The sequence below is a fragment of the Streptomyces aureocirculatus genome (assembly GCF_000720475.1).
Taxonomy (GTDB): Bacteria; Actinomycetota; Actinomycetes; order Streptomycetales; family Streptomycetaceae; genus Streptomyces; species Streptomyces aureocirculatus.
On sequence record NZ_JOAP01000008.1, the window covers coordinates 126,498 to 141,202 of the forward strand.

13 protein-coding genes are annotated in these 14,705 nt (G+C 66.0%); 8 read left to right on the forward strand and 5 right to left on the reverse strand.

Annotation, left to right across the window (positions count from 1 at the left end; all coding sequences use genetic code 11):
* Positions 1-120: 120 nt before the first annotated feature.
* A complete protein-coding gene (locus IG78_RS0110005; RefSeq protein WP_030561320.1) occupies positions 121-819 on the reverse strand; it encodes an HAD family hydrolase in 699 nt (232 codons plus the stop codon).
* Positions 820-915: 96 nt separating this feature from the next.
* Here IG78_RS0110005 and IG78_RS0110010 point away from each other — a divergent pair, with 96 nt between their 5' ends.
* Both IG78_RS0110010 and IG78_RS0110015 read left to right on the forward strand, forming a co-directional pair.
* Positions 916-1,686 (forward strand): DUF5919 domain-containing protein, encoded by a 771-nt coding sequence (locus IG78_RS0110010; protein WP_030561323.1) that lies wholly within the window; start codon positions 916-918, stop codon positions 1,684-1,686.
* Positions 1,673-2,140, forward strand: a complete 468-nt coding sequence (locus IG78_RS0110015; protein ID WP_030561325.1) for an NUDIX hydrolase — start codon at positions 1,673-1,675, stop codon at positions 2,138-2,140. The genes IG78_RS0110010 and IG78_RS0110015 overlap by 14 nt, the downstream gene beginning before the upstream one ends.
* A gap of 4 nt (positions 2,141-2,144) precedes the next feature.
* Here the strand turns inward: IG78_RS0110015 and IG78_RS0110020 are convergent, their stop codons facing one another.
* The gene (locus IG78_RS0110020) at positions 2,145-2,708 is read right to left on the reverse strand and encodes an HD domain-containing protein (RefSeq protein ID WP_404827687.1); all 564 of its coding nucleotides are present in this window, start codon (positions 2,706-2,708) and stop codon (positions 2,145-2,147) included.
* Between the two features lie 428 nt (positions 2,709-3,136).
* Positions 3,137-3,985, reverse strand: a complete 849-nt coding sequence (locus tag IG78_RS0110025; protein ID WP_051852492.1) for a GIY-YIG nuclease family protein — start codon at positions 3,983-3,985, stop codon at positions 3,137-3,139.
* Positions 3,986-4,120: 135 nt separating this feature from the next.
* Here IG78_RS0110025 and IG78_RS0110030 point away from each other — a divergent pair, with 135 nt between their 5' ends.
* Complete coding sequence (locus tag IG78_RS0110030; RefSeq protein ID WP_030561330.1) at positions 4,121-5,470, forward strand: DNA cytosine methyltransferase; 1,350 nt, start codon at positions 4,121-4,123, stop codon at positions 5,468-5,470.
* The gene (locus IG78_RS50105) at positions 5,467-6,264 is read left to right on the forward strand and encodes a very short patch repair endonuclease (RefSeq protein WP_078965017.1); all 798 of its coding nucleotides are present in this window, start codon (positions 5,467-5,469) and stop codon (positions 6,262-6,264) included. The genes IG78_RS0110030 and IG78_RS50105 overlap by 4 nt, the downstream gene beginning before the upstream one ends.
* Here IG78_RS50105 and IG78_RS0110035 read toward each other — a convergent pair.
* Positions 6,249-6,437, reverse strand: a complete 189-nt coding sequence (locus tag IG78_RS0110035; protein WP_030561332.1) for a hypothetical protein — start codon at positions 6,435-6,437, stop codon at positions 6,249-6,251. The two genes, IG78_RS50105 and IG78_RS0110035, sit on opposite strands and share 16 nt — an antisense overlap.
* 275 nt (positions 6,438-6,712) lie before the next feature.
* Here IG78_RS0110035 and IG78_RS0110040 point away from each other — a divergent pair, with 275 nt between their 5' ends.
* Genes IG78_RS0110040 through IG78_RS0110055 form a run of 4 tightly spaced genes read left to right on the forward strand, consistent with a single transcriptional unit; the run spans position 6,713 to position 12,717 of the window.
* Positions 6,713-9,088 (forward strand): ATP-binding protein, encoded by a 2,376-nt coding sequence (locus tag IG78_RS0110040; protein ID WP_030561334.1) that lies wholly within the window; start codon positions 6,713-6,715, stop codon positions 9,086-9,088.
* Positions 9,085-10,755, forward strand: coding sequence for a DEAD/DEAH box helicase family protein (locus tag IG78_RS0110045; RefSeq protein WP_030561336.1), 1,671 nt, complete (start codon positions 9,085-9,087; stop codon positions 10,753-10,755). The genes IG78_RS0110040 and IG78_RS0110045 overlap by 4 nt, the downstream gene beginning before the upstream one ends.
* Positions 10,752-11,351 carry a hypothetical protein gene (locus IG78_RS0110050; RefSeq protein WP_030561338.1) on the forward strand — a complete coding sequence of 200 codons (600 nt, stop codon included), beginning with the start codon at positions 10,752-10,754 and terminating at the stop codon, positions 11,349-11,351. The genes IG78_RS0110045 and IG78_RS0110050 overlap by 4 nt, the downstream gene beginning before the upstream one ends.
* A 13-nt stretch (positions 11,352-11,364) precedes the next feature.
* Complete coding sequence (locus IG78_RS0110055; RefSeq protein WP_051852493.1) at positions 11,365-12,717, forward strand: sigma factor-like helix-turn-helix DNA-binding protein; 1,353 nt, start codon at positions 11,365-11,367, stop codon at positions 12,715-12,717.
* 529 nt (positions 12,718-13,246) lie between these two features.
* Here IG78_RS0110055 and IG78_RS0110060 read toward each other — a convergent pair.
* The gene (locus tag IG78_RS0110060) at positions 13,247-14,464 is read right to left on the reverse strand and encodes a PP2C family protein-serine/threonine phosphatase (RefSeq protein WP_030561340.1); all 1,218 of its coding nucleotides are present in this window, start codon (positions 14,462-14,464) and stop codon (positions 13,247-13,249) included.
* Between the last annotated feature and the right edge of the window lie 241 nt (positions 14,465-14,705).

Below are 14,705 nucleotides of genomic sequence, written 5' to 3' on the forward strand. Positions count from 1 at the left end.
GGGGGTGATGCGCCGGCGGCCCATGAAGGAGTCAGTCGCCGACGACACGCAGAGACTGTCGTGGAACCCGAGGACGCCGAACGCCGTCCTGGGACCTCTCGGGGACGTCCTGGGACGTTTTCAGTGGCTGCCCTCGGCCAGCGAGCGCAGATGACTCACCAGAGTGGCGACACCCCGCAGATCAGAGAGAACCACCGCTGCCCCGGCGGCCCGCAGCTCGTCGACGCTGTGGATGCCAGACGCCACGGCGACGACATGAGCCTCGGAGTCGAGGGCAGCCTGGACGTCGCGAGGGGTGTCACCGATGAGCACGACGGGCGTGTCGTGCGGAAGGCCATGGGTCTGTTGAATGTGCTCTCGGGCCACCTTGACGAGGGCGGCACGATCCTCTGAGTGTTCTCCGTACGCACCGCACTCCATGTCCAGGAGCACATCGAGCCCAAAGGCGCGCAGCTTCACACGGGCGTTGGCCGCGATGTTCCCTGTGAGCACCGAGGAGATCATGTCCGGTTCGGCGGCCACTGCCGCGAGTGCCTCCCGCACACCGGGAAGAGCAGAGCCGCGCGCCGAGAGCTCCGCTTCGCGCCTCGCGCCCGCGGCCTCCAGGGCGAGCGCGATCCGCTCCCAGTCCGGCGGTTCCAACCCGTGGTCCCGGAACATGTCGGCGAGGATCAAGCGGTCCGTCCGCCCTTCCGTACGGGCAGGACGGTCAGGCACGCGGCCGGCGACCGTCGCGAAAGCCGCCGCGTAGATTTCCTTGCTGACGCCCGAGTTTTCGATGAGCGTGTGGTCGATGTCCCAAAGCACGATGAGTGGCACACCACCAGCGTAGGCAGACGTGCAGCTCCCGCCTTTCCCCGGTGATGTCGGAAGATGCTCTTGCCGCAGGCAGTGCGGTCCGGTTGGCTTACCTGAGTGAATGAGCGACTTCGTTCCGCACTCGTGCAACGCAGCCTTACCGTGGATGAGGTGGCCGAAGCCTGCTCCGTCGACCCCAAGACGGCCAGCCGCTGGGTCAGCGGCCGGGTCCCCCACCGTCGACACCGCTGGGCCGTCGCCAACCTGTTACGGGTGGACGAGACGTACCTGTGGCCCGAGGCAGGCGAGAAGACGTCGCGCTTCGGTGCCGCGCAGTCCGAGATCGCGGACACGTACCCAAACCGCGCGAGCGTCCCCCGCGACGTCTGGATCTCCCTGCTGCTAGGGGCCATGAAGCAGATCGACGTCCTGGTCTTCTCCGGCACCTTCTTCGCACAGAGCAACCCTCACATCGCTCGCATGCTCCAGGAACGTGCCCAGGCCGGCGTGCGTGTGCGGCTGTGCTTCGGCGATCCAGCGGGAGAAGCAGTACGCGTCCGCGGCCACGAGGAAGGTATCGGCGACACCCTGGCCGCCAAGGTCAGGGCTTCGCTCACCTACTACCGCACTCTCGTCGGCCACCCGGGATGCGAGGTACGCCTGCACGACACGACGCTGTACAACTCGCTCTTCCGCTACGACGACCACCTTCTGGTCAACACCCACATCTGGGGCCAGCCGGCCAGCGCGAACCCGCTCTTCCAGCTCCGCCGCACCGCCAACGCAGAATGGTTCGACCGGTACGACGAGAGCTTCGAAGCGGTCTGGAAGACAGCGCGCCCCTGGGCGCCCGACAGTCAGGAGCACCACCGCAGTGGGCAGGACTGAGTACTACTACGACCCCAAGGCCCCCAAGGCCAACACCCTGATCCCCGCCAGCAACCTGCTCGTCGTGAACGACGACGGGGAGATCCTCCTGCAGCGACGCCGCGACACCGGCCAGTGGGCCCTGCCCGGAGGCGCCCAGGACATCGGCGAGAGCCCCGCCCAGTGCGCGGTACGCGAATGCGAGGAGGAGACCGGCATCGTCGCGGAGGTCACCGGCTTCCTCGGCGTCTACTCGAACCCGTCGCACATCGTGGCGTACACCGACGGCGAGATCCGCCAGCAGTTCGAGGTCGCGTACATCGGGCGTCCCGTCGGCGGTAAGCCGACAATCAACGAGGAGGCGGACGGCGTACGTTGGGTGCACCCGGACGACCTCGAAGCCCTCGACATCCACCCGAGCATGCACGAACAGATCGGCCACTATCTGGCTGGCGCGTACCCCTATCTCGGGTAACCGGTCAGAGCACGAGGCCCGCTTCATCCGCTGCGGCCTGGACTCTCCCGACACTGGCGTGGATCTCAGGCGCGGCCCGGCGGATGAACCGCCCGACGACGCTGTCCACGCCGTAGCGACCCAAGATCTCGCCCACCCGCTCCTCGGACGTCGTACGTTCGCCGTCCGGCGTCGTCGTCATGTCGCAGTACACCAGGGCGTCGACGAGCAACGGGTCGTCGAGCAAGGGGAACTCGTCCGCCAGCTCCGTCCGAAGTCCGCGCTCTTCGGCCTCCAGGAGGGCGAAGGAGTGGTTCGCCACCAGGCGGACAACTCGATCGCCGACGGCGTCGAGCGTCCGCAGGTGGCGCGCACCGTCGAGCGGGTGGAAGCCGGTATCGACTAGGGGCGGTGCATAGCCGATGTCGTGCAACACAGCCGCCGCCTCCAGGTCTTCAGCCCTGTCTCCTATGACGGGCGCCAGCCTTCTAGCGCAGGACGCCACCCCCTGCGTATGCGCCCACCGCCGCGGCAGGCTCTCACCCAACAGCGATTCCGCTAACTCGTACGCGTACCCGACCGTCGTCACGCCCGTGAGCATACGACTGCGAACAGCACGAGGGTGCGCGAGCAGCGACGAGGAGTGTGACGACCTCGCTGCACGCGAAGCCGTGAACAGGGCCCCTATGTGTGCCGAGCGCCTGCACCCAGATGCAGGCAGACCTGTGCTGTGTCCTCGTGCGATCACGTCGTATGCGTCATGCGTGCCTTTGAGGGAAGGAGCCAGGAGACACAGGGCTTGATCGGCTTGCTTCCCAAAGACACCAGGCCCAGCCCGGTGAACCGGGCTGACAGGCCGCAGGCCGCAGGCCGCCCACGAAACCTATGTCGAACGTGGCGCGGAGGTGAGGTAGTCACGATCCAACATCACCTTGACTGTGCGGTCGCCGACCTCATCCGTGATGTCGAGCCCGGCACCGAGGAGGACAAGACTTCACGAAACTTCCGCAGGCGCGTTCAGGAACCGGGCGGGGTGGACGAACCGTCGTCCCCCGTCCCCTCGTCTTCGGTAGCGAAGCGTGGAACTCCGTGGACTACCTCACCGCCCCGGTAGTATCGCGAGGCGCTCGCGTACTCGGTGGGGTTGTCCTCGTACATGACGACGTAGCCCCCAAGCGCTGTGATCTGCCAGCCGCCAGAAGCCGCAGCCGAGACACTCTTGAAGAGGTCGTCGGTCGATAGCTCTACATCTGCGATGACGAGCTTGGTGCTCTCCAAGTCTCCCGACTTCGCGTACCGGATGTTGTACGGAAGCGACGTCTTGAGTGACTTCAACAGGTCCAGCAGGTTTGTCTCGCCTGCCACGAGGCCGTCGACCGGTCGGTCGAGATCGATCGGGTACAGGGCGTCGAAGTGGGTGGGCTTGAGAGCGGTATGGTCCCGCTGCCGACCCGGGTCCCTATTGCCGAAGCCGTTGTTGTTCCACGGGATCTCGCCCAGATCCTTGTGGTGGTTGATGAGCAACTGCTCTGGCGCCAGGGCCGAGAAGTCCTCCGCCACATAGAGACAGGAGAAGGTCATGTCGTTCGGCGTGATCCCACGCCGACCTGAGATCTTCTTGAGGTGCTGTCGAAGTCGCATCGGCAGGGACTTCTCGGCCTTCCCCACGTAGACGAAATCGTCGTGCAGGTAGAGCTGGTAGACACCGGGTCGCTGCAACAGCTGGTCGATGCTCACGTTACTCAAGGGGGCCCTGGACAGCTTGGCCAGATCCGCCGCGAGCTGATCACCGAGCGCCTTCGTGATGCTGAGGGTGAAGCTCCGGTGGAATGTCGACTCCTCCGGGCCCCCTGCTGTCGCCGTCATGGCCCCCGTCGCTTCCTTCATAGGTTCTGCCGCTGGGGAGCGTACGACATCACACGATTCTCTTCGGCACACGGGTCACAATCGGCACTACTCCGCGGTATGGTTCTGACTGCACTGAACTGCTAGGAGTCGAAAATGCAACGGACGTCGGTAGAGCTCTTCGCGGGCGGGGGTGGGCTGGTCCAAGCCAGCACGAGCACCGGCTTCCGACACCTGCTGCTGAACGAGTTCGCGAAGAGGGCGTGCGAGACGCTTGAGAGCAATCAATTCGACGCGTTTCCCGCAGACGTCGATTCCGATGTGCTGGCGAAGTGGCTGGATCAGATCGATGAGCAGCGCGCGGAGGGCTTCGAAGCCGCAGACGCCGTTGAGCGGCCCCACTACCCTCCCCTGGTCACCGGCGACGTCCGAAAGTTGGACATGCGCTTCCTTAGGGAGCGCGATGTTGACCTTCTGGCTGGCGGGCCGCCATGCCAGCCGTTCAGCCTTGGCGGAGTCGCGAAGGGTGACGAGGACGAGCGGAACATGTTCCCGGAGATGTTCCGGGCGGTTCGTGAGATCCGTCCCAAGGCCGTCATCTGTGAGAACGTCCGAGGGCTCCTCCGCCCGTCCTTCAATCCCTACTTCGAGTACATCAAGCGCGAGCTCTCCCTGCCGTTCGTGAAGCGCCGAAAGGGTGCCACGTGGCAGAAGCACGACCAGGCATTGCGGGAACGGCTTGACGCGAAGGACACCGATCCGGCGGAGACCTACGAGGTCACGCAACACGCTGTGAACGCCGCCAACTACGGGGTACCGCAGATCCGCAACCGGGTGATCCTCCTCGCGTTCCGCGCTGATCTGGGCGTGGACCCGGATCTGGTCGAGCGCGCTGTCGCGCGCACCCACTCTCATGCGGCCCTAGCGCGGACGATCCTTGAAGGCTCCTACTGGGACCGCCACGAGCAGGCGGGTGCCAAGATTCCGCAGCGCGTCATCGATCTGGTGACCTCGCGCTACGCGAATACGCAGTTGTCGTTCGAGAGCGGGGATGAGGAGCTCCAGCCATGGCTCACCCTTCGAGACGCCATAATGGGCCTCCCTGAAATCGACACCAACATGTTGGACAAGACGACGGAACAGGGCGGATTCCCCGACCACATCGGGTGGCCCGGAGCAAGGATCTACGACGGGCACACCCCCAACGAACTTGACCGGCCGGCCAAGACCGTCAAGGCCGGGGTGCACGGTGTGCCCGGTGGCGAGTCGGTCATGCAGCTCGACAACCTGGTGCGCGACGAGAAGTCCGGCCAGTTGCGCCCAGAGCACCGGTACATGACCGTGCGCGAGACTGCCCGGGTCATGACATTCGGCGATGACTGGAGCATGGCGGGCCCGCGTGGTGAACGCATGAGGCAGCTGGGCAACGCGGTTCCCGTGAAGCTGGGCGAGGTGTTCACCAGCGCCGTCGCGAAAGCCCTCGACGACGCGGAACGGCGCTCGTGAACGACGCCGCCGGATCCCGGCAAGTGGGCTGGAGGGACAAGCTGCCACCCGAGAGGGCCTGGCGGGGACGGCAGGGACGGACCAGGAAGGCGATCGTCGCCGAGCAGGATCGTGCCGCGGGCGGTCGGGAAGGTCGCTATATCAAGCGTAAAGACGGCGACTACGCGCTGGCCTCGATCACGCTGAAGTTGTTGCCCAGGACTCGTCGGATCAGGGCCTATCTCCGCTGGTCGGAGAACGGTCGTTCGCCTGCCCTGTATGTCGGCGAAGTGGAGCACCTGACGCGCGCGGCAAACCTTGAACAGGCTTGGCAGATCGCGAAGGACCGGGAATTGGTTGGAGAGCGTCCTCCTCCTGAGGGGTCCTGGGCGTCGTCCCCTGCCACGCGGTCAACGATGCGCGGAAACCGAGGCCGCGACACGGCACCGGAACTTCGTATCCGATCACTGCTGCACCGCGAGGGTCTGCGCTACCGCGTATCAGCACGGCCGCTTCCCGGAGTACGGCGAACCGCTGACATCGTCTTCACGCGCGCCCGTGTCGCAGTCTTCGTGGACGGGTGTTTCTGGCACGGGTGCCCCGACCACTGCCGTCCAGCACGCACGAACAGTGACTTCTGGCGCGCCAAGATCGACGGAAACCGGGCCAGGGACGCCCAGACCGACCAGTTCTTGGCGGAGGCGGGATGGCGTGCCATAAGAATCTGGGAGCACGAAGATCCCGTACGAGCGGCGGCTCGGGTCGCCGCGGCCGTTCGCGGCTTTGCGGCACGGGATGATCAAAAGGTCCCGTGACTCAGAAGATCGTCGATGGCGTCGAAGGCTCGGCGTAGGACGATAGGTCCTACGCCATCGCTGAACGCGAGCAGGTTGTCCACCACGTCGACGCTGGCCTCGGTCAACAGCCCCAACGGCAGTTCGACGCGCTCATCGGGCTCTACGGATACCTCGGTGGGTTCACGGGTCACAGAAGGAGCCTCCCAAGGACCGCCGACGACTGCCAGTGACACTGCAGACGGTCTGGTGACGTTGCGGTTGCGACGGCTGGCGACTAGATCTCACAACGTGCCGTGAGCCCCTCAAGTGGCCGGAGCGTCAGGGAACTTACTGCCAATTGTCGGTGGCGCCCTCTACTCTCTTCATCACGCGTACGGCTCCACCCGAGCCGCGCGCCGAAGCGCTGCCCGCGGCAGGGCTTTCTTCGGCGTGCCCACGCGAGACGAGGACAGGAGTCCGTCCACCTATGAAGATCACTCCTTCCGCGCGCGTGCTGCGCATGCTTGGGGAGATCGAGTTCGACGAGTGGCAGTGCATCGCCGAGCTGATCGACAACGCTTTCGACGACTTCACGGAGATCCATCGGTCCGGAATCCCCTGGGCGGGTGGGTATCGCGTCAGCGTTGAGCTCCCCGACTCCGCGCAGGGCCAGCTCGTGATCACTGACACCGGTCGCGGCATGACGTATGACCGGCTTGAGCGGGCCGTGCGGGCCGGCTGGTCGGGCAACGACATGCACGACAAGCTCGGCCTCTTCGGCATGGGGTTCAACGTGTCGACGGCGCGTCTCGGCAAGCGCACGCGTGTCCTGACCACGCGCCAGGGCGACACCGAGTGGATCGGCGTGGAGATCGACCTCGACCGCATCGGAGACGACTTCGAGGCGGAGGACATCACGGAGCCGAAGGCCGATCCCAACGAGCACGGCACGCGTATCGTCATCAGCCGCCTGCATCCCACGCGCGCCCGGTGGCTGCAGAAGAACGGCTCGGCCCTGCGCAACATCCTGGGACAGGTCTACTCCTGGATGTTCCTGAACCGTCCGTTCGAGCTGTGGGTTGGCGGCTTCCAGGTGAAGCCTGTCCGGCACTGCCGTTGGGGAGACGACCGCTCGGTCCTTTACAACAACAAGGAGCGCATCCCCGCCTACATCGAGATCGACCAGAAGCTGGAGAACGGGCTCGCCTGTGGTGACTGCGGACAGTGGCAGCTCACTGATCGCGACGCCTGCGAAGACTGCGGGAGCGATCGGCTTACCGTTCGCGAGCGCCGGGTGCACGGGTGGCTCGGTATCCAGCGTTACATGCACAAGCACGATTACGGCATCGACTTCCTGCGCAACGGCCGCAAGATCCTCCGCTGGGACAAGCAGCTGTTCACCTGGCGCAACCCTGACGGAGCTGTGGGCAACGAGGAGCCGGAGTATCCGGTGGACCTCGCCCACCAGGGCGGCCGCATCATCGGGGAGATCCACCTCGACCACGTCCCGGTCACCTACCAGAAGGACGCCTTCGAGTACGGCGACCGCAGCTGGCGCTCAGCGGTCGAGATCGTGAGGGGGGTCGCGCCGCTGCTGCCCCAGCGCGCGGCGAACCTCGAGTACGAGGAGAACACCAGCCCGCTCGCACTCCTTTTCAAGGGGTACCGTCGTAACGACGCCGGTCTGCGGTATTTGGTCCCGGGAGATGGCCGCAAGCCCATCCACGACGACACCCGTCGGTGGGGGCATGAGTTCCACCGGGGCAACCCCGACTACCAGACCGATGAGCGCTGGTGGCAGGCGGTCGAGGACCACGAGGCGACCAAGAGCAGGGGCAAGAACGCGAAGGCGGCCGCCGCCACCCCAGGAAAGCCTGACGAGGCGGCCGTGATGGAGGCACTCGGTTTCGATGGCGGGGAAAGCGGCGGTACGGGCTTCTCCGCGACCGGTCCGGACACGACGAAGCCCAGTGTCCAGACACAGCCGCCGAAGGACGGCGAGTCCCCTCCCGCCGCACCGGCCCCGGAGAAGCACAAGGAGACGCGGCAGGAACGTGTCATGCGCTACACGGAGAACTCGACCACCTACCCGGCCCTGAGCCGCTCCTTCGGCCACCCTCGCGTTGGCTTCGTCGAGGTCGAGGCGCGTCGGCTCACGGTGCGCGGCTTGACCGACGACAACCTCCACCCCACTCCCGTCCTGTTGGACCAGCGCGGCGGCAACGCCCTCGTGGCGTTCCTCGACCTCGATCATCCGATCTTTCAGAGGTTCGGCGCGGACCCGGCGGATCTGCTGCTCGCGGAGATCGCCGTGCTGCTCAAGGTGCAGACGAGTTCGGAGTGGAGCCACTCGGAGCTCATCTCGGCGATCCGGGCGGAATCGCTGCCCGCCAGCGCTCTGGATGCCGAGATGATCAGCGCCGAGGCCAAGGAACTACTGGCCGAGGTCCGTCGCCGTATGGCGTCCGAGCTGGACCGCGTTGGCGAACCAGAGAAGGCGTTCCAGTTTCTCTCGCCCGATGAACTCACCCACACCGAGCACACCATGATCGCCAACGGCAAGGTCACCCGCACGACCGATCTCGGTGCGAGCGGCGAGTTTCTGCTGCACGTGCCCGCCCTCTTCCTGGTTCGCCTCGTCGAATCGCTGCCGTCGCTGTTCATGGACAACCGCGTCTTCCAGGGCGTCTACGAGGGTGTCGCCTCCGCGTCCGCGCGTCGACTCAGCCTCGCGCGCACGGTCGGCTACCTCTCCGATGTCGCGACACAGGCGTCCTATGCCGGGGCCAGCCTTCCGGACCAGCTGCTGCGGACGCGGCTGAGCATTCGTCTGCTGGCCGACGACCTCGCGGAGGACAAGTGAGCGCCGCCTTCCTGTCGGCGGGCGAGTTGTTGAGGGGAGGGCCCACAGGTCTCACGCATGCCGTCGAACGCGCTCTCTGGTACCTCGGCTTCAACGACGTGCGTGTCATCGACGGCGCCGGCGACCAGGGCGCGGATCTCTTGGCGGTACGCGGTCGGGAGCAGTGGGTTTTCCAGTGCAAGTGGAAGGCCGGAGGCAAGGTCGACCGAAGCGGTGTCGACGACCTTGAGCGCGCGCGTACGCGCTACCGCGCGGACAAAGCCATCCTTGTCACCAACACTGACATCAACGCGGCGGCGGAGGCCCGCCGCGTGGCGCTCAACGGAGTCGGCGTGCCGATCACCGTCTGGCACGGCGCGACCCTGCGGTCGATCGGGGACCGCATGCCCGAGACCATTCCCGCCAAGTACGCTCTGCGCCCGTACCAGGCCGAGGCGGCGGACGCGGTCGTTCGGGACCTCGACACCAACGGCACCGCGCTGCTTGTCCTCGCGACGGGCCTCGGAAAGACCGTGGTGGGCGGGGAGATCATCAGCCGTCACCTGAAGACCAATCCGAACGCCAGGATTCTCGTCGTCGCGCACATGAAGGACCTCGTCGCCCAGCTCGAGAAGGCGATGTGGCGGCACATCCCCAAGTACGTTCCCACGCGCCTGCTCACGGGAGAAAACCGACCCGAAAGCCTCGACGGAGTCGTGGTCGGAACGATCGATTCCGTGCTCAGCGCCGTACGCGTGGGGTACCGACCCGACCTAATCATGATCGACGAAACGCATCACGTGGCCGAGACCGGCAGGTTTGCAGAATTGCTCAACCTGTGTGGGAATGCGGAGCAGTTCGGTGTGACGGCGACGCCCTGGCGCGGTGACAAGTTCGACATCACCTCCCGCTTCGGATACCCGAGCTTCAAGATGGGCATCGCGGAGGGCATGGCCGCTGGCTTCCTCTCCGCTGTCGACTACCGGCTGTACGTCGACAACGTCGACTGGAACGCCGTCCGAGACGCCAGTGTGCACGGTCAGTCGATCAAGGACCTCAACAAGTCCCTGTTCCTGCCGCAGCGCGACGAGGAGATCATCGAGCACTTCCGTGAGGCGTGGCGGACCACGACGGAGCCGAGGGCCATCGTCTTCTGTCAGACCATCGAGCATGCCGAGCACATGGCCCGGTTGTTCGCCTCGTCCGACGCGGCGTGGGCCAACGCGTCGTTCCTGCACAGCGCACTCCCGCGGCAGCGACGCCAGATACTGCTGAACGAGTTCCGGCTCGGCCGGGTGCCGGTTATCACGTGTGTCGACGTCTTCAACGAGGGTGTCGACGTCCCGGATGTGAACCTCATCGCCTTTCTGCGGGTCACACACAGTCGGCGGATCTTCGTCCAGCAACTCGGGCGCGGACTCCGACTCAGCCCCGGCAAGGAGGCTCTGAGGGTCCTCGACTTCGTGACCGATATTCGCAGGGTGGCGGCGACTTTGGAGCTCCGGCGATCACTGGAGGCCCAAGAGAGCGAGCACCTGCGCGTACGAATGCCGCACGCCTCCCGTATCCAATTCAGCGACGAGACCGTCGGGTCGTTGATGGACCACTGGATCCAGGACGCGGCGGATCTTGAGACCAAGGCGGACGAAGTTCGCCTTCAGTTCCCTCTGACGACTGGAATCGAATGACCAAGTACGCGATCCCCTCGGACCTGGAAGAAGAAGTCGTGCGTCTCCTCTATAAGCGGGCCGCCGACTTGAACTGGACCTATCTCACGGACACCGAGCGCACCCGTCATTATCAAGCCTGGACCTCCGACCCCGAGGTGGGAGGACGGCTCCTCCCGTTCATCGGAAAGCCGGAGAACGTCCGGCCGTGGCTCAAGGACAGGCCCATGAAGGAGTACATTCGGGCGACCTACGGGGTGGGCAAGTGGGCTCCGCTCGTGGTCAAGCCGGCCACTCCGGTCAGCGCTCTCGTCGATAAGGCTCTCGGCAGTGGCTGGAATGTAGACCTTGAGACGCTCGACATCAAGCCGCTCTGTGTGACGATTCGCCACGAGGACGATGAGGACATGGAGCGACGCTTCGCATGGGCGCCCATGCGCGACTTCAAACACCTCGCATGGGCGGCCATCTCGGCGCAGGCCAGCGGCGACGCTCTGCCGTGGGTTATCTGCACGGTGGACTCGTTCGTCCGGAAGATCACCCCGGAGCAGAAGGCGACCAACGAGCGGATCGCGAAGCGGCTTGATCTGATCTACGCGCACGTGACCGATGGCTGAACGGGGCTCCGTCATGACGAGGGACGACGACTGGCTTCAAGCTGCCTTCGGCACGCTTTCTGCCCGGTCACGCCGCATGATCGAGGACCGTGCCGACGGGAAGACGCTCCGAAGCATCGGGCAGGAGCATGAGGTGAGTCGCGAAAAGGTCCGCCAGATGCTCGTGAAGGCGCAGGAGCATCTCTGCGCTGTCGCCGACGCCTTTGTGGATGACTGGCGTGATCGGCTGACTACCCTTACCGAGCGCTCGGCCGTGCCCCAGTCCGAGCTGGCCGCAGCGTTGGGCGTATGTGACCAGGTGGGCGTGCGGCCCCTTGTCGAAGCTGTAGGGGCCGAGCACCCGATGACGTGGGCTGGTCGGCTGCGCGGCTGGTGGACCCGCAGCCCCGGCGCTCTGGAAATGCTGCTTCGGCGAGGAATAGAGGAGGCACCGTTGCGTGGGGAGGACGTAGCGGTGACCTTCGCAACCGCCGGAGTACCGGACGAGGTTCCCTTGCTGGATCTGCTCGGACATCCGGACAGCCCTCTGGTGCCTGGCTTCGAAGGGACCTGGCTACGTCGTCGCGCCCGCGGCAGGGACGCGGCGTACCTCTTTCTTCTGGCGAATGGCGAACCCTGCAGCGCGGAGGAGTTGCTGGCACCGACTGGGATCAGGCGGAAGCCCGCCGTCGCTGAGGCGCTCAGGCGGGACGAGAGGTTCGTGCAGCTCCGTCTGGAGGGGAAGTGGGCGCTGGCCGAATGGCCTCACCTGAACGTCACTCCGTACCCGAACGCCGTAGAGGCTTTCGTCGCAGTGCTGACCGAACTGGGGCCCCTGCCCAAGGACGCTCTCTTCGTGAAGGTCGGAGAGCGCTACCCGGTGACCCTGTGGCGCCTGCACCAGTGCCTGTTGGACGACAGGGTGGGCATCACGGAAGACGGTCGCATCGAGCTGGTAGCGCGAGGTGCTACCCCGATCGAGGAAAGCGAGCCGACACGGCCGGCGAGGATGGCCGTCGATCCTGCGGGAAATGTGTTCGGGGTCCGGCTGACGGTGGACAAGGACGTCCTTCGGGGTAGCGGCGTCGTTGTCAGCAGCTGGCTCACATGGCAGCTCGGAATGCGACAGGCCCCCATGGTCAGAACCTTCTCCATCGCCGGTCAGCCCACACCGATCGTCCTCAAGCGAGCGACGAGCGCGGCCCAGATCTCCAGCCTACGGGTGTTGGTGCAGGAGCACGGAATGGTGCGCGGCTGCGAATTCGTCCTCTTCCTCCGCACGGACGACTCGACAGCGCGCATCGAGCACGCTTGCAGTCAACGTATCTGCCCTGCGGCTATCGGGCCTTCCGGGACTGAAGTGACACCGCTGGGCCAGCGTGCGTGAGCGGCGCGATGGCACGGACCGGGTTTGGCTGGCACTTTCTCGCTAACCGTACCGAGCTGGTCAGTTAAAGGAGGCACAGACAGCATCATTCGCCACCCGCCGTCACGATCATGCAGGCCCTCGTAATGCTTAGCTCTCAGCCGCCTCGAAGCCACTCATAGCCCATCGGCCCCAATGGGTTGCGCGTGTGCTGTCGCCGAACAACCTGAGGCAGTCGACAGGCTCACCCTGGGAGCCGTTTGGGAGCCGATCGCCTCTCCCACCCCCCTCGGGACCGCCCAAGACCACGGCAAGCACATGCGCTGACCAGGGCAGATGCTATTCACGCAGACAGAGTCGGCAACCGAACCTCATTCGGGACGAAGAGGTCGTGGGTTCAAATCCCGCCACCCCGACAGTTGAAACACCAGGTGAGGCACCTACCGTTATTGGTAGGTGCCTCACCTGTTTCGTATGCGTGTCTGTCTGCGTGGCTACCGCCCCGGAGCAGTCCAGGCCCCGGTACGCGACGTCAAGCCTTGGCGTCGGGTCAGGCGTTGGCGCCGGAGTGGGCGTTGGCGCCCGAGTGAGTATGGCGGCCCTCGGGGTTGGGGCCGTGCCAGTCGAGGCACATGAGGGTGGCGTCGTCTGCCATTCGGCCTTCGCAGGCGTCGGCGATGGCGGCGGTCAGGGTGCGGACGACTTCCCGGGGGTGCTCCTTGACGGTGTCGCGGATCAGGGCGTGCAGGTCGACGTGCTGGGCCTGGCGTTCCTGTATGCCGTCGGTGTAGAGGAAGAGGCGGTCGCCGGGGCGCAGGTCGACGTCCTCGACACGGTGGGGGGCGGGCGCGGGAACGCCGAAGGGCAGGTTCGGCTTCAGGGGTATCTCGTCGACGGCGCCCGCGCGCAGGCGCAGGGGTCTGGGGTGGCCGGCGTTGACGAGTTGCGCGCTGCTGCCGTCCAGGGAGATGCGCAGCAACTGGCCCGTGGCGTGGGTGCCACGGCCGTGGTCGATGAGGGCCTGGTGGGTCAGGCGGGCCTGCTCGGCCAGGTCGCGCCCGGTGCGGCGGGCGCCCCGGGAGGCGTTGACCAGGAGCGTGGCCATGAGGGCCGCGTCCACGTCGTGGCCCATGGCGTCGGTGATGGACAGGTGCAGGGTGTCGTGGTCGAGGGCGTAGTCGTACGTGTCGCCCGCGATGTCGTTGGCGGGCAGCAGCGCCGCGGCCAGGGTGAATTCGGCCGCCTCGCAGGAGGGCGCCGACGGGAGGAGCTGCCGCTGGATCTCCGCGGCCAGGCTCACCGGGATGGTGCGCTGGCCCCAGAAGTAGAGGTCGGTGAAGCGGCGGTCGGTGACCACGATGTACGCCAGGGCGTGCGCGGTCTCCGCCACCTGCTCCAGGACGTCCCGCGTGATGTGGGGGAGGTACAGCTCCAGGACCCCGATGGTGTCGCCCCGGTTGGTGACCGGCGCTATCACGTGGTGGCCGCGTGGACCGTCGGGGCGGTGGACCAGCCGCTGCGCGCGCAGGACCTCGTCGTAGTCACTGCCGGCAAGCGGGAGCTGTTCAGCGTGACCGTTTCGTGCCACTTCGCCCTCTTCGCTGACCCGCACCATCTGCCTGCCGACGATGTCGACGAACAGGAACGAGACGTACCGCGCGTCGAATCGGTCACGCAAGTTGCGCGCCACCACGTCGAGGGAGGCCCCCGGTGCGGCATTCTCCGCCGCAGCGAGTATCGCGGCCAGCTTGATCCGGTCCTGTGCCATGTGCGCCTCCCTCAGTCTCGCGATCTCCTTCCCGCAGTTCTCACTCTCATCACGCTGTGCTGGTCGTGCAGGCGTGGACGGCTCGTGAGCAGGCACGGACGGCTCACGGACGCGCTTTCCGTACGGAGGCGTGTTCTGGTTCCGTATTGGCGTGCCATACGCGGAGGCGGCATCGATGACGCGGCCGGGGCGCGCGGCCGGGGCGCCGGCAGTGGGCCTCGGGCGGGCCACGGCTCGGTCA